Origin of the sequence: Motiliproteus sp. MSK22-1, from assembly GCF_001968815.1 — a bacterium.
Lineage (GTDB): Bacteria > Pseudomonadota > Gammaproteobacteria > Pseudomonadales > Balneatricaceae > Motiliproteus.
In genome coordinates this window covers 103,358-123,547 of record NZ_MIEQ01000025.1, presented here as the reverse complement: position 1 = coordinate 123,547, position 20,190 = coordinate 103,358, and the positions used below count along the sequence as shown (strand labels likewise).

Here is a 20,190-nt window from a genome sequence, read left to right as displayed (position 1 = left end):
CAACGGTTGTTACCTACGACAACAGCAGTACCAACGGTGGTACGGTCAGTTACAATAATGACGGCACCTTTGATTACACCCCGGCGGCTAATTTTAACGGTACTGATACGTTTACCTACACCATCGAAGATGCTGATGGTCAGCAATCAACAGCCACCGTTACCATGACTGTCAGCGAGGGAAATGATGATCCGTCGGCAGTTGCTGACAGCTACAGCACCCAGGAAGACACGCCGGTGACCACCGGTAATGTGCTCAGCAATGATGACCTGGGTGACACGCCGACAACGGTTGTTACCTACGACAACAGCAGTACCAACGGTGGTACGGTCAGTTACAATAATGACGGCACCTTTGATTACACCCCGGCGGCTAATTTTAACGGTACTGATACGTTTACCTACACCATCGAAGATGCTGATGGTCAGCAATCAACAGCCACAGTCACCATGACTGTTGATAGACAAAATGCGGCCCCTGATGCCAATGACGACCCAGGCTCTGCACCTTATTCAGTCCAGTTGGGGCAGTTTGCCAGCGATTCCTCATGGAGTGATGCGTCATTAAGTGCGTTTGATGCAAATGGAAATGCTGCAACAGTCGGTACTTATCGGGCTGGTAATGGTTTTACTAACGCAAAGGGAGTTTCTGGAAGTCAGCGAACATCAGTGCCGGTATCGAAACAGATCGAATTTGTGGAAGATACCGGGACTTCAGAGTCTCTTGTTGTTCAGTTAAATGGCAATCTTACCAGCGCTACCTTTGCGTTCTCTAATTTATATGCTAACGAAACAGACGGTGCTGGTGGCTCAAACGACGAGGCGGGCGGATGGATTGCCTATTATAACGGTACCGAAGTAGCGTCCGGTCAGTTTTCTGTTAACTCTGGCCATGCGGGGACAGGCAGTATCAGCGCTGGCGGGCGGGTGTTTAATAGTGTTGCTTTTGTCGCAGTTGATGATGGCGCTCTCAGGGGCGATGGTTATAACGACAACTCAGAGTATTATTTGACCGGCCTTGAAGGTTCTGGTCCGGCGGAAGCAAATTCTGACTATATGACTAATGAAGGTCAGGTACTGAGTGTTAATGTAGCTGGCAATGGCTTGTTGGCTAACGACAGTGACAGTGATCTTGATGCGATTAGTGTTCTAAGCGTGAATGATTCAGGAACCAGCGGAGCTGTTACCGTGAATGCTGACGGAACTTTTGAATATGATCCTGGCAATGCCTTTGACTCCTTAGCTGTCGGGGAGATCGCTACAGACACATTTGATTATACTATTAGCGATGGGAATGGAGGCTTGGATACAGCTACTGTAACAATTACGGTTATTGGTTCTTCTAATAGCGCTCAGGGGAATCGGTTGGAATCCGATCATTATTCATCGGCAGCGGATGATATTCTGACAGGGGGGGATGGTGCTGATACGTTTATCTGGAGGGATGGCGATTCTGGAATCGATACCGTGCAGAATTTTGATCTGGTTGAGGATTCGCTGGATCTGAGTGATTTATTGCAGGGGGCTACAGCCGATTCCCTGGATGACTATCTTAGTGTTGGTGTCAATGACGAGGGAGATACCTCCATTGATGTTGTTCCGTTGGGAGATGGTAGTGCGCCATCTCAAACCGTGATTTTGGATGGTGTTAATCTTCAAGACGTATATGGAACTGAAAATAGTTCGCTAATACTGGCTAATCTTGTAGAAAGTAATAAACTAATCACCGAATAATAAATTCGGAACTTCAAAAAGGGTCCGTAAAATTACGGACCCTTTTTTATTTAAAGGATTTAACATTGGCATTTGCCGAGCAGGAGTCATGGATGGCAATTTGATCAAATAGCTTAGGAGAATTGAATAGGTGCACTCAGGCGGATGAATTCACCAGATACGTCGAGAAAGAGTTGGCAGGTAGGAACCGGTCATCATCAGCTTGTGGACCCGCTTCTTGATTCGCTGGTGCTTTTGAGTCGACACTATGGTAGCCCGGCGTCAGAGGACTCTTTAACCTCAGGTCTTCCTTTAGTAAACAATCAGCTAACAATTGGTCTCTTCCCGAGAGCCGCTGAAAGAGCCGGTCTCTCAGCACGCCTGGCGCATCATTCCCTTAACAAGGTTCCTGTTCAATTACTTCCTTGCCTGCTGCTTCTGAAAGAGCAGCGTTGCTGCTTGCTGATGGAGGTGGATCGAAAAAGAGAGCGAGCGAAAATATTATTGCCAGAAGCTGGGGCTGGAGAAGAATGGATATCGTTGGAGCAGCTGGAATCTTTATTTACCGGAAACTTGTTTTATGTAAAAAAACAGTATCGATTTGATGAGCGTTCGCCGGAAGTTTTAGATACTAAAGAAGGGCATTGGTTTTGGGGATGTTTAAAGCAGGCAATGCCTGTTTACCTGGATGTAATTCTTGCATCGTTGTTTATTAATCTTTTTGCAGTTGCATCACCGCTCTTTGTTATGAATGTTTATGATCGAGTGGTGCCGAATCTGGCATTTGATTCTCTTTGGGTGCTTGCAGCAGGCGTTGCTATTGTTTTTTTGTTTGATTTTATTTTGCGCCAGCTAAGGTCTTATTTTATTGACCTTGCAGGAAAGAAAATCGATCTACAAGTATCTGCAAGGATCTTTTCTCGAGTGATGGGGATTCGCTTGGAAGCCAGGCCTTTATCTGTAGGCGCTTTTGCTAATCATCTGCAATCATTCGAAAACGTACGGGATTTTATTACTTCCGCCACGATCGGTGCTGTGGTTGATATGCCATTTGCGCTGTTAATTCTATTTGTTATCTGGATTGTGGCCGGGCCTTTGGTATTGGTACCTCTCGTTGCAATGGTTGTTCTAGTACTTTACAGCGTTTTTATTCAGCGCCCTCTCGCTCGATCCATCGAAAAAACAGCTCAGCACGCTGCACAGAAAAGTGCCATGCTGGTTGAAAGTCTGGCTTCTATGGAGGCCATTAAAATCACCGGCGCACAAGGGCGTATGCAAAGTCAGTGGGAGCAGTCTGTAGGCGAAATTGGCCGTCATGAGATTCAGACTCGAAAGCTCTCTAACTCTGTGGCCTCTCTTGCTTCCTATGCTCAGCAGATGGTAACTGTCGTTTCAGTTGTGTTTGGCGTTTATCTGGTGGCTGACGGTGATCTATCAATGGGCGGCATTATTGCTACAGTGATGCTGGGTGGGAGAGCTGTTTCTCCTATGGCTCAAATTTCTTTATTGGCTACCCGCTTTAATCAGGCAAAGTCATCCATGCGACTGATGGAGCAGATAATGTCTATGCCGGAGGAGCAGAACTCCGGACAAAAATACATTCACAGACCTCGGCTGGAGGGACGAATCGAGTTTGACCAGGTCGGTTTTAACTATCCGCAACAAGATGCAAAAGTTCTTAATAATGTTAGCTTTTCTATTCAACCAGGGGAGAAAGTGGCGATTATAGGCCGTATCGGGGCCGGAAAGAGTACCATTGCCCGGTTGTTGCTGGGGCTTTATCAGCCATGCCAGGGAGGGGTCAGGATTGATGGAATAAGTTTAGGGCAGATTCATACCGCGGATCTGCGTAGAAATATTGGTTGTGTCACTCAGGATAATCAATTGTTTTACGGCTCTATACGGGAAAACATAACGTTGGGGGCTCCTTATATTGATGATGAAGCAATTGTGAGGGCGGTCGAGTTTGCGGGCGTAAATATTTTCACCGATGTTGATCCGCAAGGACTAGAACGGCAAGTGGGTGAAGGTGGGCGGTTCCTGTCGGGTGGTCAAAGACAGGCGGTAGCGATTGCTCGGGCTGTATTAATGGCGCCTCCTGTGCTTGTTATGGATGAGCCCTCCAGTCAGTTGGATAACAGGGCTGAGCTGGAATTTCTTAAACAACTTCAGTCTCTTGATAAAAAACGTACTTTGGTATTAATAACCCATAAAACCAGCATGTTGGAGGCTGTTGATCGGCTTATCGTTCTTGATAGAGGGCGTTTGGTTGCAGATGGTCCGAAAGAGCTGGTTCTTCAACAGCTGAAAGAAGGGCGGGTTCGGGCCGGACGTTTCACAGGGGATGCTGCTCATGGCAGGAAGTAACAATAGCTTGCCCCAAGCTGATCTGGAGCTGTTTATTGATAACGCAGCGGCTGCGACCCTGCTGCGGGTTCCGCGACGGTCTCGACTGCTTCTTTGGGTTATTCTGCTGTTTATGGTATCGGCGTTGGCTTGGGCGTCCTGGGCTGAGTTGGATGAGGTAACAGTCGGAGAAGGGCGAATCATTCCATCTCAGCAGTTACAGGTTGTACAAAACCTTGAGGGTGGAATCGTAAAAGAAGTATTTGTTGCGGAGGGAGAGTTAGTTAAAAAAGGTCAACCTTTGTTGCGAATCGATGATACCCGATTCAATTCCGACTTCCGCGAACGTCGCCAGCAGCTTGATTTTCTGGGGGCGAAGATAGTCAGGCTAAGAGCGGTGTTGTCGAGTATTCTGATTAAAGAGAAATCGGCAGATTCTGCTGGATTGCTGGAATCTATTCAGGTTGTGCCATTGCCGCTTCCAGCTCTTGAAATAGATGATAACAACGGGAATAGAAAGCAGGTTTTGCAGGCTCTTCGCAAGCGAGAGCAGGCGCAGCTGGATGAGCAACTCCGCAATCTCGATAACCAGTTGTCGATTATCGAGAGGCAGATTGAGCAGCGAGAGCAAGAGCGTGTAGAACTGCTTTCCAGAATTAAGCATCTTAAAACTAATTACAACCTTGCTTTGAAAGAGTACAAGCTGACTAAGCCGCTTGCTGAGCAAGGTGTCGTTCCAAAGGTGGAGCTAATCAAGTTGGAGCGTGAGGTTAACGGTATCAAGCAAGAGCTGGATAGTTCTACCTTGCTACTCCCCAAGGTGAGTTCAGAAATCAGAGAGCAGATATCGAAAAGGCGAGATGTTGCTTTGCAGTATCGTAATGAGGTTCAAACGGAGTTGGCAGAAGCAGAGTCTCAGTTGGCCCAGGCTTCAGAAGGGCAGGTGGGATTGCGGGATCGAGTTGAGCGGACAACAGTGGTGTCGCCGGTAAATGGCGTAGTTAAGCAGGTATCAGTGAACACTGTAGGAGGCGTAGTCCAACCGGGAATGGATCTGATGGAAATTGTGCCGGCTGAAGATAATTTGTTGGTAGAAGCCAAGATTTTACCCAAGGATATCGCATTTCTTCGGCCAGGATTAAATACAGTTGTTCGGTTTAGTGCCTATGATTTTTCGATTTATGGTGGTTTAAATGGCCGTTTAGAGCATATTAGTGCCGATAGTATTGAGGACGACAAAGGTAACACGTACTATCTGATTCGGGTTCGTACTGATAAAAATCATTTAGGAAAAGGAAAAGAGTCTCTTCCTATTATTCCTGGTATGTTAGCATCCGTTGATATTCTTACCGGCAAGAAAACAGTTCTTGATTATTTATTAAAGCCGATATTGAAGGCTCAACAAAGTGCTTTACGCGAGCGGTAGTTAATGCTGGTTTTAACAAATGCAGACATTAATCAATAGTAGTGTTAATAAAAAACAGTGGAAATAAGGAAATAAGACAATGCGGTCAGTGAAAAAAGGTCTTCTCCCTGTGATCGTGGCGAGTATGTTACCCGCAGCAGTCACCGCTCAGACTTTGGAAGAAAGTATTGTCAGTAGTCTGAAAAACAATCCCGAAATCGGGATTGCGTTAAACCGTTCATTGGCTCGCCAGGAGTCAATAGGTGTTGCTCGTAGCGGTAATTTGCCCAGCATCGATTTGCAGGCTGGATACGGATACGAAAACAGTGACAATTCGACCACGCGCGTGACCGGGGATCATAGTAAAGATCTGACTCGGCAGGAGCTTTCCGTCAATCTTCGACAGATGCTTTTTGATGGTTTCAGAACTGATAGCGATGTAAAAAGGGCGAGTGCTGAAGCGCTGGCAGATCAGTATCAGTTGCAGAATACGGCGGAGAACCTGGCTTTGCGCGCTGTTGAAGTGTACTTGGAATCACTTAATGCAGAAAAGATTAAGGCGCTTTCGGAGAAAAATCTAGCATCCCACGAAAAAATCAGAGATCAAATCCAGTTGAGGACAGAAAGTGGCATCGGTTCCAGCTCTGACCTTTCTCAGGTGGAAGGTAGGCTGGCCAGAGCAAACAGTAATTTAGTGGCTGCAGACAATAATATTCAAGATGCAGTCGCTAATTTCTTTCGCGTTGTCGGAGAAACTCCGCATCAGTTAGAGCCCCTTGATACCCTATCGGCCCAGCTGCCAGAAGGGGTGGTTCAGGCAGAAGAGACAGCGTTGAGCAAGCATCCCGTTATATTAGCTGCCATTGAGGATGTCAGAGCAACGGCCGAAAAGGTTCGATTTGAAGAAAGTGCTAATTACCCCCAGGTTAGTTTTGAGTTGGGTGCTTCAGCAAATCATGATCTTGACGGCAGTGAGGCTCATGAAAGCGATCTTACGGCAATGTTTCGTGTTAACTACAATTTATATTCAGGTGGGCGAATTAAGCACAGTGTGCAGCAGGCGAGTGCTGAACAGGCTCAAGCCAAAGATGTTCAACGAAACGCCAGTCGTCAAATTGTTGAGGGCTTAAACCTGGCCTGGAATGCCTACAGAGCGTTGAGTGATCAATTAAAATACCTGGATATCCATGTTGAAGAGAGTCGTAAGACGTTAACGGCTTACACAAAGCAGTTTGAGCTGGGGCGTCGCTCTCTCATGGATTTGCTTGATACGGAAAACGAACTCTTTGAGGCTGAAAAAGCTTTTTTGAATGCTGAAAAAGATTGGATTTTTGCCCAATACCGTGTTCTCAATGCGACTGGGCAGCTTTTAAGCGCATTGGAAATTGATCACTCTGTTCAGTAGCAGTTTTGATCGATGTTTTGTCAGTGGTTTATTAATAGCGTCAGTCTGTTTGTTTGCACCGCTCAAGCATGAGTATATAAATGACACTCTACCGGCAGCTTGTATTACTGTTTTTGTTGTTTTTCAGTTTAGTACTGGGGGGCTTTTATGCTTTGGAGTTTAACTCTAGCCGCGAGTTCCTGTCTCACCGAATGAAAAACGATGTTCTCAATAGAATGGTCTTGCTGGATTTATCCTTGTTGCCATCAGTGAAGAGCGGAGACAGGCGACTAACCCAGGCTATCGTTGATACTCTATTTGAAAGTGGTGGATACCTGCAGATTGAGGTTGAGTTCGTAGACTCAGACAAGCCCCCTGTCCGGAATAGTCTGATTCACCAAAACGAAAACACACTGATGGGCTCTAAGGATGTTCCCGAGTGGTTTGTTGGGTTAGGGTTGTTTGATGCTTTTGAAGAAAGCAGAGTGCTTGAAGATGGTGAGCAACTTGCCGTTGTAAGAGTGACCGGAGACGCAACCCCGCTCTATGGTCGACTGTGGCAGCAGATGTCAGGTCAATTGTTCTGGTATATCAGTATCTTTATCCTGGCTCTAATTGGGTTTTCTTATTCGTTGAAGCGAATATTAAGACCACTTGATGTGCTGGATCGTCAGACAGAGCAATTGGAGAATCAGAGTGCCACGCCATTGCTGTCTCAGCCAGGACTTGGTGAGCTGAGAGGGGTGGTCAGTGCTTTTAATAGTATTTCAAAGCGACTTCAAACCTTACTTAAAACCCAGGCTGATGAAGCCGACGATCTTCGTCGTCGTGCTTTTCAGGATGATCTTACCGGGTTGGGAAATCGAGTTTTTTTTGATGCTCAGATGGAGCAGTGGCTAGCCGAGCCGGGAGGGGGGGCTGTAATGCTGCTGGGTATACCCTATTTGGAGAAGGTATACATCGAAGAGGGTTATCGAGCACGTGATGAGTTGCTTTGTGCATTGCAGGAGGTGCTTGCAAGTCAGTTTAACAAGGTTCCGGGATCGGTTTTATCCAGGGTTTCTGTGAAGGAGTTTGGGGCGATCCTGCCAGGGTTGGACGCCGAGCAGGTGGAAGCTTTAGCTGAAAAAATTGTCCGTAACGCTGATATTGCAATCGTGGATCCTTTTGGGAATAGTCGTCAGATATGTCGAGTGGGAGCTGCTATACGAGAGCCGGAAGCAACACCGTCGCAGCTTTTTTCTCAAGCGGATCTGGCTCTTCAGCAAGCTTCAAGAGATGCTGTCAGTTCTTTTCGGATACATAAGCCTGACTCCAGGCAGATGGTTCTCGGGAGAGAAGGTTGGAAGGGGCTCGCTGTTCAGGCGCTGGAGCATGACTGGTTTTACTTTCAGACTCAGCCGGTTATATCGTTGTCTGATGGTGAACAACGTTACCTGGAATTGTTTACCGGTATAGAGAAGGAAGGAGTGCGCTATGGTGCGGGCCAATTTATGCCGTTTGTGGAGCAATTCAACCTTGGAGCGCTGTTGGATCGTTATGTTTTGCAGCAGTTGGTTAAAATGCCGCTCCCCCGGGGTGTTCCTGTCATGGTAAATCTGAGTGATGGCGGGCTGTCCGACAGTGAATTTGTCGTATGGCTGAAAAGATATCTGTCTGAGAGTCAGCACCTGAGTCTGAAGCTGGTGATAGAGGTTTCAGAAGAAGCTGCGGTGAATCATCCGGCTGTTCTTGATGATCTTTTCTCACATTGTCGCAAACTGGGTGTCGATTATGGCATTGACAGGTTCGGGCACTATTTTGACAAACTGGCTGATTTAGCCGCGTTGCAGCCTAAGTATATTAAGTTGGATATATCCTACCTGGAGGGTAGCGGGGTTGACAGCAGCTTTGTTTCCGCGATGGCAAAATTGGCGAAAATTCAAGATATTGAACTTTTTGCAGCGCGTGTGGAAACCGACAGTCAATTAGCTGCTTTGCGCAGCTTGCCTGTATCTGCCTATCAGGGGTATATAGAACCGCCTGCAGATCTTTTATAGTCGTAGTAGTCTCTTTTACCAGGCTTTCCAGTATAAATGTTGCTTTTTCACTTGAGCGGCTGAAAGCAAATCAGATCTTTCCATTCAATTCATTCCTTCTCGCTAGCTAACGGGGCTATAATGCTTGGCTTGCATGAGCGCCTTATCTTGTGGCGTTAAAACTACTCATCTTCAATAAGTAAACGGCATGAGCAACCACAAATCAGCTACACCCGGGATACCCCATAATTCATCATCTTCTGACACGGCAGGGGCTGGCTCAAAAGTATCTAACTTTATAAGCCAGATAATCAGTGAAGATCTGCAAAGCGGAAAATGTCAAAGTATTGTTACCCGGTTTCCTCCGGAGCCGAATGGTTATCTGCATATTGGTCATGCCAAGGCCATCTGTGTCAACTTTGGATTGGCCGAACAGTTTGGTGGTCAATGTAATTTGCGTTTTGATGACACTAACCCCAGTAAAGAAGAGCAGGCGTATGTGGATGCCATCAAAGCCGATGTGAAATGGCTTGGGTTTCAATGGGCTGACGATGTTAAATATGCGTCTGACTATTTCGATCAGTTTTATGCCTGGGCGCAGCACCTTATTGCAGAAGGCAAGGCGTATGTTTGTGATTTGACCGCAGAGCAGGCAAGTGAATACAGAGGCTGGGCTACCGAGCCAGGTAAGGACAGCCCCTATCGACAGCGGTCCGTCGACGAGAATATGGATTTGCTTGAACGGATGAAAGAGGGTGAATTTGACGAAGGCTCGAGGGTGTTGCGAGCCAAAATTGACATGGCATCTCCTAATATGAATTTAAGGGATCCTATTCTTTACCGAATCCGTAAGCAGACTCATCATCAGACTGGCGATAAGTGGTGTATATATCCCAGTTATGATTTTGCTCACGGGCAGGAAGATGCTATTGAGGGTGTTACTCATTCTATTTGTACATTGGAGTTTGCCGACCATCGGCCCTTGTACGAATGGTTGCTTGAGCATCTTCCTGTTCCAAGCAAGCCAAAGCAGTATGAATTTGGTCGCTTGAACGTAAATTACACCGTAACAAGTAAGCGCAAATTAAAGCAATTAGTTGATGATAAGGTTGTCGACGGTTGGGATGACCCGCGAATGCCGACCATTTCTGGCATGAGGCGGCGTGGATTTACCAGTCAATCAATTCGTAATTTCTGTAATGGTTTGCCGATATCCAAATCAGACGGTGTTGTTGATATTGCTCAGTTGGAGTTTTCCATTCGTGAGGATCTGGACAAAAATGCGCCTCGTGCGATGTGTGTTCTGGACCCGGTAAAGTTAACTATCAGTAATTTTTCTGAGTATATTGGTGGGGATGTAGAAACCATGGTTGCGCCCGCGCACCCTAAAACTGATATGGGGCAGCGCCAGCTCCCTTTTACGGCAGAGTTGTATATAGATCGAGCTGACTTCAGTGAGGATACTTCATTATCCAGGAAGAAGTTTAAGCGACTGGTGTTGGGTGACTATGTACGTTTGCGCAGTGCATATGTTATTCGAGCCGAAGAAGTGATAAAAGATTCCGGTGGCAACATTACTCAAATAATAGCAACGCTGGTGCCTGGGACCGTTGGCGAGAATCCGCCAGAGGGCATTAAGCCTCGTGGTGTTATTCACTGGGTTTCTGCCACTGAAGGTAAAAAGGCAACTGTCCGTATCTACGATCGCCTGTTTAATCATGAGTCTCCCGATAAGGGGGAAAGTGATTTCATGCAGTATTTAAACAAAGACTCGTTGCAGGTATTGGATAATTGCTGGGTTGAGCCAGGACTGGTAGAGGCCGAGCCAGAGTCTCGGTTTCAGTTTGAGCGAGAGGGTTACTTTGTTGCTGATCGGTATGAGCACTCATCATCTGGGCCGGTTTTTAATAAAGCTATCGGCTTAAGAGATACCTGGTCCAAAGGGAGTTAATCGGAGGCTCAGGTCACCCCTGTGCAGCTATACTGTCGAGTTGCCTGGAGTCCTTGGTAGGATATGCCTTGTTCCGTAGGTCTTAACTGAAATCGTTTTTTCGAGAAGAAAAGGTCCATGAGTTTACAGATATACAACACCTTAACCCGTGAGAAAGAAGAGTTTAAGCCGATATCGCCAGGAAAAATCCGTATGTACGTTTGTGGCATGACGGTGTATGACTATTGTCACTTGGGGCATGCAAGGGTTTTGGTTGCATTTGATGTGATAACTCGGTATTTGCGCTCGGTAGGTTACGATGTGCACTATGTGCGCAATATCACCGACGTGGATGACAAGATAATTAAGCGTGCTAATGAAAATGGTGAGACTTGCGAGGCTTTGACCGAGCGATTTATCGCGGCAATGCACGAAGATGAACAGGCGCTCTCGGTATTGTCTCCAACAGAGGAGCCGCGGGCAACGGCTCATATGAGTGATATCATTCAAATGGTTGAAACCTTGATTTTGAAAGGGTTTGCTTATGCTGCGACTAATGGAGATGTTTACTACAGGGTCAGGCAGTTCGCTGATTATGGGAAGTTAAATAACAGAAATCTTGATGAGATGCAGGCTGGGGCTCGGGTTGAAGTCAATGAGGTTAAAGAAAATCCCTTTGATTTTGTGCTTTGGAAAGCTGCGAAAGAGGGTGAGGTCAGTTGGCAATCTCCTTGGGGGCTGGGTCGACCTGGATGGCATATAGAATGCTCTGCAATGTCGAAATGCTGCCTGGGGGATACGTTTGATATTCATGGCGGGGGACCCGATTTACCATTTCCTCATCATGAGAATGAGATTGCTCAGTCAGAGGCTGCCAATGGTGTTAAGTTTGTTAATACATGGATGCATGCGGGTGCTGTTCGTGTTAACAAAGAAAAAATGTCCAAGTCCTTAGGTAATTTTTTTACGATTCGTGAAATACTCGACAAGTACGATGCTGAGGTGGTCAGGTATTTTCTGACATCAGGGCATTACCGCAGTCAGATCGATTATTCTGAAGCCAGCTTGAAGGAAGCGAGAGGGGCGCTTGACCGATTCTATCATGCGTTGCGAGGGTTGCCCGAAGTTACTGAAGCTGAGCCTGGCAATGATTTTGATGTCCGTTTCAATGCGGCAATGGATGATGACTTTAATACAGCTGGAGCTGTATCTGTCTTATTTGAATTGGCGCGAGAAATTAATCGGGCTGTTAAGGTTGATAGAGAGGAAGCGGGTCGATTGGGTGCTCAGTTAAGACGTCTCGGTTCCGTGTTAGGATTGTTGCAGCAAGACCCGGAAGTCTATCTGAAAAGTGGCGGTTCCGCTGCAGAAGGGCTCGTTGAGGAGCAGATTGAGGAGCTGATTCAACAGCGGGCAGAGGCAAAAAAAGCCCGGAATTTTGCTGATGCTGACCGTATTAGAGATGAGTTGAAAGCGCAGGGTGTTGTTCTTGATGATGGTCGTGAAGGAACTACCTGGCGCCGAGAAGGCTGAGCAAAGCTTTGCTTTGCGTGGTTAGCAGGGGCTGGTAGCAGCAGGGCGTACACTGGGCGGGGGCTGATCAGGGGGGAATTGATATTCCACCCGTTTCCGGTCCTCATTTTGCTCGTCTGTCAGAGTAAGTGGTTGTTCATCGTTGTTGAAGGGAAGTCAAGCGCTTTTTGGTGTCACCGATGAACAGTCAGCTATGCGGCGACGCTTATTATTGCCTTGATAAAGCAAAGGATTGGAAAAAGTATTGACCTATAAATATGGCAACTGTAATATTCGCACCTCCTTTGATCGATGCAGCTGATGTTGAGAAACTGGCTGTCGGGATAGAGGGAACGGGGTATAGCGCAGTCTGGTAGCGCGCCTGCTTTGGGAGCAGGATGTCGGGAGTTCGAATCTCTCTACCCCGACCATTCTGGTCTTGATAAGAGATCAGGCATGCGGGATTGTTCGTGCGCCCTTAGCTCAGCTGGATAGAGCAACGGCCTTCTAAGCCGTAGGTCACAGGTTCGAATCCTGTAGGGCGCGCCAGTTTTGGTGTGCTGGTTGCTGTGATTGTTTGAATGTTGTAGTTTTAGCGGTCGTGGTGATGTTGTTTTAAAGTCATTGATATGGTGGGCGTAGCTCAGTTGGTAGAGCTCCGGATTGTGATTCCGGCGGTCGTGGGTTCGAGCCCCATCGTCCACCCCATCAATGAGCTGTACGAATAAATCTATCGTGCAGGTGTTATGCGGACGTGGTGGAATTGGTAGACACGCCAGATTTAGGTTCTGGTGCCGAAAGGTGTGAGAGTTCGAGTCTCTCCGTCCGCACCATCTTTTACTCTGTGGTGGGCGTAGCTCAGTTGGTAGAGCTCCGGATTGTGATTCCGGCGGTCGTGGGTTCAAGCCCCATCGTCCACCCCAATTTCTGAATACTTTTGTTTCCTGGGCTCGTCTGGTGATCGTTTGCTTGACTCCGAGCAGTCGATGGCAGAAAATCCGGTCTTTTATTTTAGCCCTATTGGCTTTAATGGTTTCGGATAGAGTTTGGACATTATTAGAGCCTTGCTTAGGTTCAAATTTCAGACTAGATCGATTTAAGCTTAAGCAAACATTCTTTTGTGAGGAATTTTCATGCAAGTTTCTGTTGAGACGACTTCTTCCCTTGAGCGTCAAATGACGATTACAGTACCTGCCGCGCGCATCGAGGACGACGTCAATAGTCGCTTAAAACAGACTGCGAGATCTGCCCGTATTGATGGTTTTCGTCCGGGTAAAGTACCTTTTAAGGTGATCAAGCGCCGTTATGGTAAGGGTGCGCGTGAGGAAGTGTTAGGTGAGGTTATTCAGCATACCTTTTATGAGGCTCTCACCCAGGAGAAGTTAAAGCCTGCTGGGGGTCCAAGCATTGAAGCGAAAAATGACAATGAAGGTGAAGACTTTCAATACGTAGCTACATTTGAGGTTTACCCTGAAATTGAGCTGGCGGATTTTTCTGGCGTTGAAGTAGTTAAAGAAGCTTCAGAAGTTTCAGAAGAAGATATTGCCAAGATGGTTGAAGTATTGCAAAAGCAGCATGCAGAATGGAATGTGGTGGAAAAAGCTGCTGAAGACGGTGACCGTGTCAATCTCGATTTTGAAGGCTTTAAAGATGGTGAGGCTTTCGAAGGTGGGAAGTCAGAAGGGCATGATCTGGTGTTGGGTTCCAGTACCATGATTCCAGGGTTTGAAGATGGTATCGTTGGTTTAAAGGCTGGTGACGAAAAAGAACTGACTTTAAGCTTCCCTGAGGAATACCATGCTGAGCATCTGGCGGGGCAGGAAGTAGTATTTAAAATCAAGATTAACTCAGTTTCCAGTCCTGAGTTGCCAGAGCTGAATGCTGAATTGTTTGCCAAGTTTGGTGTCAACGCTGAAACGTTGGACGACTTTAAGGCAGAAATCGGCAAAAACATGGAGCGTGAAGTTAAGCAGGCTCTGAAAGGCAAGCTGAAAACGAAAGTGTTGAACGAGTTGGTTAAGGTTAATACCATCGACGTTCCTAAGTCTCTGGTAGATGGAGAGGTTGACAGGCTTCGCGAGCAGGCTGTGCAGCAGTTTGGTGGCGGTGCGGATATGGATCCTAAGGCGTTACCTGCAGAGCTGTTCACGGAGCAGGCAAAGCAGCGTGTATCTATTGGTTTGCTGGTTGCAGAAATTATTGCTTCGAAAGAACTGAAGGCCGATCCAGAGCGTGTTCAGGAAACTATCGCTGAGATGGCTCAGACTTATGAGCAACCTCAGGAGGTTATCGACTATTACAATAGCAACAAGGAGCAGCTATCTCAGATAGAGGCTTTGGTGCTGGAAGATCAGGTGGTTGACTCACTGCTTGCAGAAGCTAAGGTTAGTGAAGTGGTTGTGGGCTATGAGGAGGCTATCAAGCCTGCTGCCCCAGAAGCTGAAGAAAATGTCGAAGAAGAAAAAGGCGAGTAAGCTAATACAATCACAGTTGTGAACGCGCTGGTATTGTGCGAGATTTGATACCCAATACTAGCGTATGAGGCTAGGGCGGCAGTCGGCGTTCATCGTCTACTGCCGTTTTTTTCGCCACCGGTAGAAGGAGAAACTAGATGACCCAGCACTTTTCAAGTGGAAAATACGGGCAAAGCGAACTTATTTCAGCGTCCGGGCTTGTTCCAATGGTTGTGGAGCAAACGGCGCGGGGTGAGCGTTCATACGATATATATTCTCGCTTGCTGAAAGAGCGGGTGATTTTTTTGGTTGGCCAGGTTGAAGATCATATGGCTAATCTTGTTGTGGCTCAGCTGTTGTTTCTTGAGTCAGAGAATCCTGACAAAGATATTCATCTCTATATTAATTCTCCCGGCGGATCTGTGACAGCTGGGCTGTCCATTTACGATACCATGCAGTTTATTAAGCCAGATGTCAGCACTATGTGCTTGGGGCAGGCTGCGAGCATGGGAGCCTTGCTGTTAGCGGGAGGTACAGCTGGCAAAAGGCATTGTCTGCCTCACTCCAGAATGATGATCCATCAGCCGCTGGGTGGTTATCAGGGGCAAGCGACCGATATTGAGATCCATACAAAAGAAATTCTTACAATTCGAGAAAAGCTTAACCGGGTGCTTGCTCATCATACGGGGCAAAATATCGAAACAATTTCTCAGGATACCGAGCGAGACAACTTTATGGATGCCGAAGCTGCAGTGTCCTACGGTTTGATCGATTCGGTGGTAGATAAGCGATAATTCTGGTTCTCAAAAAATGATGGCGCGCATTGCTGTTTTAGTGCGCGATTCTGGAATCTTGCGTCTAAAATAGACAGAAAGGATCCAAAAAAAAAACGACGTGCCCTCTTGAAATAGAGGGCTAGGATCTGCATTAATTGGTTAATGCTTGATTCAATGGCTTGATGAGGAAGTCGAATGTCCGACGAAACAACCGGTAAGGGTGGCGATAATAAGCTGCTCTATTGCTCCTTCTGTGGTAAGAGTCAGGATGAGGTGCGCAAACTAATCGCCGGGCCATCTGTGTTTATTTGCGATGAGTGTGTTGATCTGTGTAATGACATTATCAGCGAAGAAGTTCAAGAGACCGGGGTGGAGGAATCCGAAGACAAGCTTCCTACTCCCCAAGAGGTCAAACTGACGCTGGATGAATATGTTATAGGTCAGGAAAGGGCGAAAAAAGTCCTGTCTGTCGCAGTATATAATCACTATAAGCGCCTGAGATATCAGGTTCGACAGGATGATGTTGAGCTTGGGAAAAGTAATATTTTGCTTATTGGGCCGACTGGAAGTGGTAAGACATTGCTGGCTGAGACGTTGGCCCGGTTGCTCAACGTGCCTTTCACCATAGCCGATGCGACAACGCTGACGGAGGCGGGTTATGTGGGAGAAGATGTTGAGAATATTATCCAGAAGCTGCTTCAGAAGTGTGACTACGATGTAGAAAAAGCCCAGATGGGCATTGTTTATATTGATGAGATTGACAAAATATCCCGTAAATCGGACAACCCCTCTATCACTCGAGATGTCTCCGGCGAAGGGGTTCAGCAGGCATTGCTTAAGTTGATTGAGGGTACGGTTGCCTCCGTGCCTCCGCAAGGTGGGCGTAAGCATCCTCAGCAGGAATTCTTGCAGGTGGATACGTCAAACATCCTCTTTGTATGTGGTGGTGCCTTTGCTGGTTTGGAAAAAGTTATCCAGGATCGCTCAGATAAGAGCAGTATCGGTTTTTCCGCATCGGTCAGTTCCAAGGAAACTGTTAAGAGTGTGGGTGAGACACTGCTTGATGTTGAGGCAGAGGATCTTGTGCGCTACGGTTTGATACCGGAGTTTGTTGGTCGATTGCCAATGGTGGCAACACTGGCGGAACTGGATGAAGATGCGCTGGTTCAGATACTGACGGAACCGAAAAACTCGCTCAGTAAGCAATATGCTAAGTTGTTTGAGATGGAAGGGGTTGAAGTTGACTTCCGTCAAGAGGCTCTTTACGCCGTAGCCAAAAAGGCGATGGAGCGTAAAACAGGGGCGCGAGGTTTGCGTTCAATTCTTGAAGCTGCGCTTCTCGATACGATGTTCAGTCTGCCATCCCTTGAAAATGTCAGTAAGGTTGTGGTTGATGAGGGGGTTATACGAGAAGAGTCAGAGCCTTTGTTGATTTATGATCGTCCGGAGCCTTCAAAAGCTGCTCCAGAGAAATAGGAAATGTAATAAAAGGGCCTTGTTTAAGGCCCTTTTTAGTTTCGCGACTTAATTTACGAACGCCACCTTGTAAATGGCGTAAACCACCCCAATCTTTCTCTTTCAGACAATACACTTGTAGTTTCAGCTGGTAGTGCGAAATATTGATCCAGAATGGCTGTTAAGTGTAGTAGCGATTAAGAGACGTTGAGATACAGAGGTTTCACCATGGAGCAAGACATTAAAAAAACCATTCAGTTGCCACTTCTGCCATTACGAGATGTGGTGGTCTATCCTCACATGGTTATTCCGCTGTTTGTTGGCCGTGAGAAATCAATTCAGGCTCTTGAGTTTGCGATGGAGCAAGGTAAGGAAATTCTTCTGGTTGCACAGAAGAATGCTTCGGTAGATGAGCCATCCTCGGAAGATATCTTTGAAGTAGGAACCGTCGCTAATATCCTGCAGCTGTTGCGGTTGCCCGACGGGACAGTGAAAGTGCTGGTGGAAGGTGCTTATCGCGCTCGTATCGAGTCTTTGGTCGAAGACGATGATGGGTGGATGGCAGAGTGTTCGGAGCTTGAGATAACCGGTCTGGGCGATGATGGTGAGGTATTCACTCGTACTGTGCTGTCTCAGTTTGAGCAATACGTTCAATTGAACAAGAAAATTCCAGCAGAAGTATTGTCATCTCTGGCTGGTATCGAGGATCCTGCTCGGTTGGGTGATACCATCGCTGCTCATATTACGGTTAAGCTTGATGAGAAGCAGAAAATTCTGGAAAAAACCGAAACTCGCGAGCGGTTAGAATATCTTTTGGCGCTTATGGAATCTGAAATTGATCTGGTGAATGTAGAAAAACGCATTCGCGGCAGAGTCAAGAAACAGATGGAAAAGAGCCAGCGCGAGTACTATCTCAACGAGCAGATGAAAGCGATTCAAAAAGAAATCGGTGATCTCGATGAGAATGGGCCTAACGAGACTGAGCAGCTTAAGACTCGTATAGAAGATGCCGGCATGACTAAAGACGCTAAAGAAAAGGCGCTTAACGAGTTTAATAAGCTTAAAATGATGTCGCCGATGTCAGCTGAGGCAACGGTGGTCCGCAGCTATATCGATTGGATGGTTAGCCTCCCCTGGAAAAAGCGCAGTAAAGTCAGGCACGACCTGAGCGCAGCTGAACAGGTTCTTGAGGCTGATCATTATGGATTGGAGGAAGTTAAAGAGCGAATCCTGGAGTATTTGGCCGTACAGCAGCGGGTTCGTAAACTGAAAGGCCCTGTTCTGTGTCTGGTTGGACCTCCGGGTGTTGGTAAGACCTCTCTGGGGCAATCTATTGCTCGAGCAACAAACCGCAAATATGTACGGATGGCACTGGGTGGTGTCCGGGATGAGGCAGAGATTCGTGGCCATCGTCGTACTTACATTGGTTCCATGCCAGGTAAGTTGTTGCAGAAAATTTCCAAGGTTGGTGTTAAGAATCCGCTGTTTCTTCTGGACGAGATAGATAAGATTGGTATGGATCATCGGGGAGATCCTGCCTCGGCACTGTTGGAAGTGTTGGATCCTGAGCAAAATCATACGTTCAATGATCATTACCTGGAAGTGGATTACGATCTTTCAGATGTCATGTTTGTCTGTACTTCAAATTCGATGAATATCCCGGGGCCATTGTTGGACCGTATGGAAATTATACGGATTCCCGGGTATACAGAAGATGAAAAAGTTAAGATTGCAGAGCGTTATCTGATACCTAAGCAGCTGAAAACAAATGGCCTTAAAGAAAATGAAGCTGCTATCGAAGAATCTGGCGTGAGAGATCTAATCAGATACTATACTCGTGAAGCTGGTGTTCGAGGATTGGAGCGCGAGATTGCGAAGATTTTCCGCAGAGTCGTAAAAGAAAAGTCGCTTGATAAAACTAACAAGGATCTGGTGCTGATCGAATCAGACAAGCTGGAACATTATAGTGGAGTTAGAAAGTTTAACTTTGGTATGGCTGAAGAGAACGATGTTGTTGGTCAGGTGACCGGTCTTGCCTGGACTCAGGTCGGTGGTGAGATGTTGACCATAGAGGCGGCTGTCGTGCCTGGTAAGGGCCGTCAGATACGTACCGGTTCTCTTGGTGACGTGATGCAGGAATCTATTCAGGCGGCTCTTACGGTGGTTCGTAGTCGCTGTGCGACGCTGGGGATTAAGAGTGATTTTCATGAAAGTAATGATATTCATATCCATGTTCCCGAAGGAGCAACCCCCAAAGATGGGCCCAGTGCGGGGATTGGGATGTGTACGGCACTGGTTTCAGCCTTGACTGAGATTCCTGTCCGTTCTGATGTGGCAATGACAGGTGAAATTACACTTCGAGGCCAGGTTTTACCTATTGGTGGGTTGAAGGAAAAACTGCTGGCGGCTCGTAGGGGAGGAATTAAAACGGTCATTATCCCTGACGAAAATCAGCGCGATTTAAAAGAAATTCCAGACAATATCAAGGAAGAACTGGAAATTAAGCCTGTTAAGTGGATTGATGAAGTTCTTGAAATCGCTTTACAGTTTCAGCCTGAACCCCTCGCTCTTGAAGAAGAGAAAAAGGTCGAGGATGAAGAGAAAGAGCTGAAGCCTGTTCAGGGTCAATTAAGTACTCATTAGCCTCTGGGCGGCGTATTTAGTTGATTTGGTTGCTTGACAGTCGTTTCTGCAAGTTGGTATAAAATGCCTCGGGCTAGTACTACTGGGCATGTAATAATTTTAAGAACATAACAAATAGTATTTTATTAGAAGGGGAAATAAGTGAATAAATCTGAGTTGATTGATGCTATCGCAGCCTCCGCTGATTTATCCAAGGCATCTGCTGGTCGTGCCTTGGATGCAGCGTTGGATGCTATCACTGGTGCTCTTAAAGATGGAGACAGTGTTGCGCTTGTTGGTTTTGGTACTTTTGCAGTTAAGGCGCGCGCTGCACGCACTGGTCGTAACCCTCAGACTGGCAATCCAATTGAAATCAAAGCAGCAAATGTTCCTGGTTTTAAAGCGGGTAAAGCTCTTAAGGATGCTGTTAACTAAGCATTTCTGAGTTTTCATAGTTACGGTGTGCGGTTGGTGCTGTTATTGTGAAATGCAGGAACGGTAGTTCAGTTGGTTAGAATGCCGGCCTGTTGTGCCGGGGGGGAGGATTCGAATTCCGACCGTTCCGCCAGATTGAAAA

12 protein-coding genes and 6 tRNA genes are annotated in these 20,190 nt (G+C 46.8%); all 18 read left to right on the top strand.

What is annotated here, in order from left to right; genetic code table 11:
- Window positions 1-1,733: Ig-like domain-containing protein (locus BGP75_RS06005; protein ID WP_143820993.1), on the top strand; the 1,733-nt coding region annotated here is incomplete at its 5' end.
- 144 nt (window positions 1,734-1,877) lie between these two features.
- Window positions 1,878-4,079: a type I secretion system permease/ATPase gene (locus tag BGP75_RS06000; protein WP_076716522.1), complete on the top strand. Its 2,202-nt coding sequence runs from the start codon at window positions 1,878-1,880 to the stop codon at window positions 4,077-4,079.
- Window positions 4,066-5,484: an HlyD family type I secretion periplasmic adaptor subunit gene (locus BGP75_RS05995; protein WP_083704650.1), complete on the top strand. Its 1,419-nt coding sequence runs from the start codon at window positions 4,066-4,068 to the stop codon at window positions 5,482-5,484. Before BGP75_RS06000 ends, BGP75_RS05995 begins: the two co-directional genes overlap by 14 nt.
- A 79-nt stretch (window positions 5,485-5,563) precedes the next feature.
- Window positions 5,564-6,868, top strand: a complete 1,305-nt coding sequence (locus BGP75_RS05990) for a TolC family outer membrane protein (RefSeq protein ID WP_076716517.1) — start codon at window positions 5,564-5,566, stop codon at window positions 6,866-6,868.
- An 80-nt stretch (window positions 6,869-6,948) separates the two neighbouring features.
- Complete coding sequence (locus BGP75_RS05985; RefSeq protein WP_076716514.1) at window positions 6,949-8,886, top strand: EAL domain-containing protein; 1,938 nt, start codon at window positions 6,949-6,951, stop codon at window positions 8,884-8,886.
- A 187-nt stretch (window positions 8,887-9,073) separates the two neighbouring features.
- A complete protein-coding gene (locus BGP75_RS05980) occupies window positions 9,074-10,816 on the top strand; it encodes a glutamine--tRNA ligase/YqeY domain fusion protein (RefSeq protein WP_083704649.1) in 1,743 nt (580 codons plus the stop codon).
- 117 nt (window positions 10,817-10,933) lie between these two features.
- A complete protein-coding gene (gene cysS, locus BGP75_RS05975) occupies window positions 10,934-12,328 on the top strand; it encodes a cysteine--tRNA ligase (RefSeq protein WP_076716511.1) in 1,395 nt (464 codons plus the stop codon).
- Window positions 12,329-12,661: 333 nt separating this feature from the next.
- Window positions 12,662-12,738: transfer RNA gene (locus tag BGP75_RS05970), tRNA-Pro, on the top strand.
- Between the two features lie 41 nt (window positions 12,739-12,779).
- Window positions 12,780-12,856 (top strand) — tRNA-Arg (locus BGP75_RS05965).
- 83 nt (window positions 12,857-12,939) lie between these two features.
- Window positions 12,940-13,015 (top strand) — tRNA-His (locus BGP75_RS05960).
- Window positions 13,016-13,055: 40 nt separating this feature from the next.
- Window positions 13,056-13,140 (top strand) — tRNA-Leu (locus BGP75_RS05955).
- A gap of 14 nt (window positions 13,141-13,154) precedes the next feature.
- Window positions 13,155-13,230 (top strand) — tRNA-His (locus BGP75_RS05950).
- 210 nt (window positions 13,231-13,440) lie between these two features.
- The gene (gene tig, locus BGP75_RS05945; RefSeq protein ID WP_076716508.1) at window positions 13,441-14,781 is read left to right on the top strand and encodes a trigger factor; all 1,341 of its coding nucleotides are present in this window, start codon (window positions 13,441-13,443) and stop codon (window positions 14,779-14,781) included.
- 137 nt (window positions 14,782-14,918) lie between these two features.
- Window positions 14,919-15,554: an ATP-dependent Clp endopeptidase proteolytic subunit ClpP gene (clpP, locus tag BGP75_RS05940; RefSeq protein ID WP_076716506.1), complete on the top strand. Its 636-nt coding sequence runs from the start codon at window positions 14,919-14,921 to the stop codon at window positions 15,552-15,554.
- Between the two features lie 177 nt (window positions 15,555-15,731).
- A complete protein-coding gene (gene clpX, locus BGP75_RS05935) occupies window positions 15,732-17,012 on the top strand; it encodes an ATP-dependent Clp protease ATP-binding subunit ClpX (RefSeq protein ID WP_076716503.1) in 1,281 nt (426 codons plus the stop codon).
- A gap of 219 nt (window positions 17,013-17,231) precedes the next feature.
- Window positions 17,232-19,634 carry an endopeptidase La gene (lon, locus tag BGP75_RS05930; protein ID WP_198939282.1) on the top strand — a complete coding sequence of 801 codons (2,403 nt, stop codon included), beginning with the start codon at window positions 17,232-17,234 and terminating at the stop codon, window positions 19,632-19,634.
- A gap of 141 nt (window positions 19,635-19,775) precedes the next feature.
- Window positions 19,776-20,048 carry an HU family DNA-binding protein gene (locus BGP75_RS05925; protein WP_076716497.1) on the top strand — a complete coding sequence of 91 codons (273 nt, stop codon included), beginning with the start codon at window positions 19,776-19,778 and terminating at the stop codon, window positions 20,046-20,048.
- A gap of 57 nt (window positions 20,049-20,105) precedes the next feature.
- Window positions 20,106-20,181: transfer RNA gene (locus tag BGP75_RS05920), tRNA-Asn, on the top strand.
- Window positions 20,182-20,190: the final 9 nt, after the last annotated feature.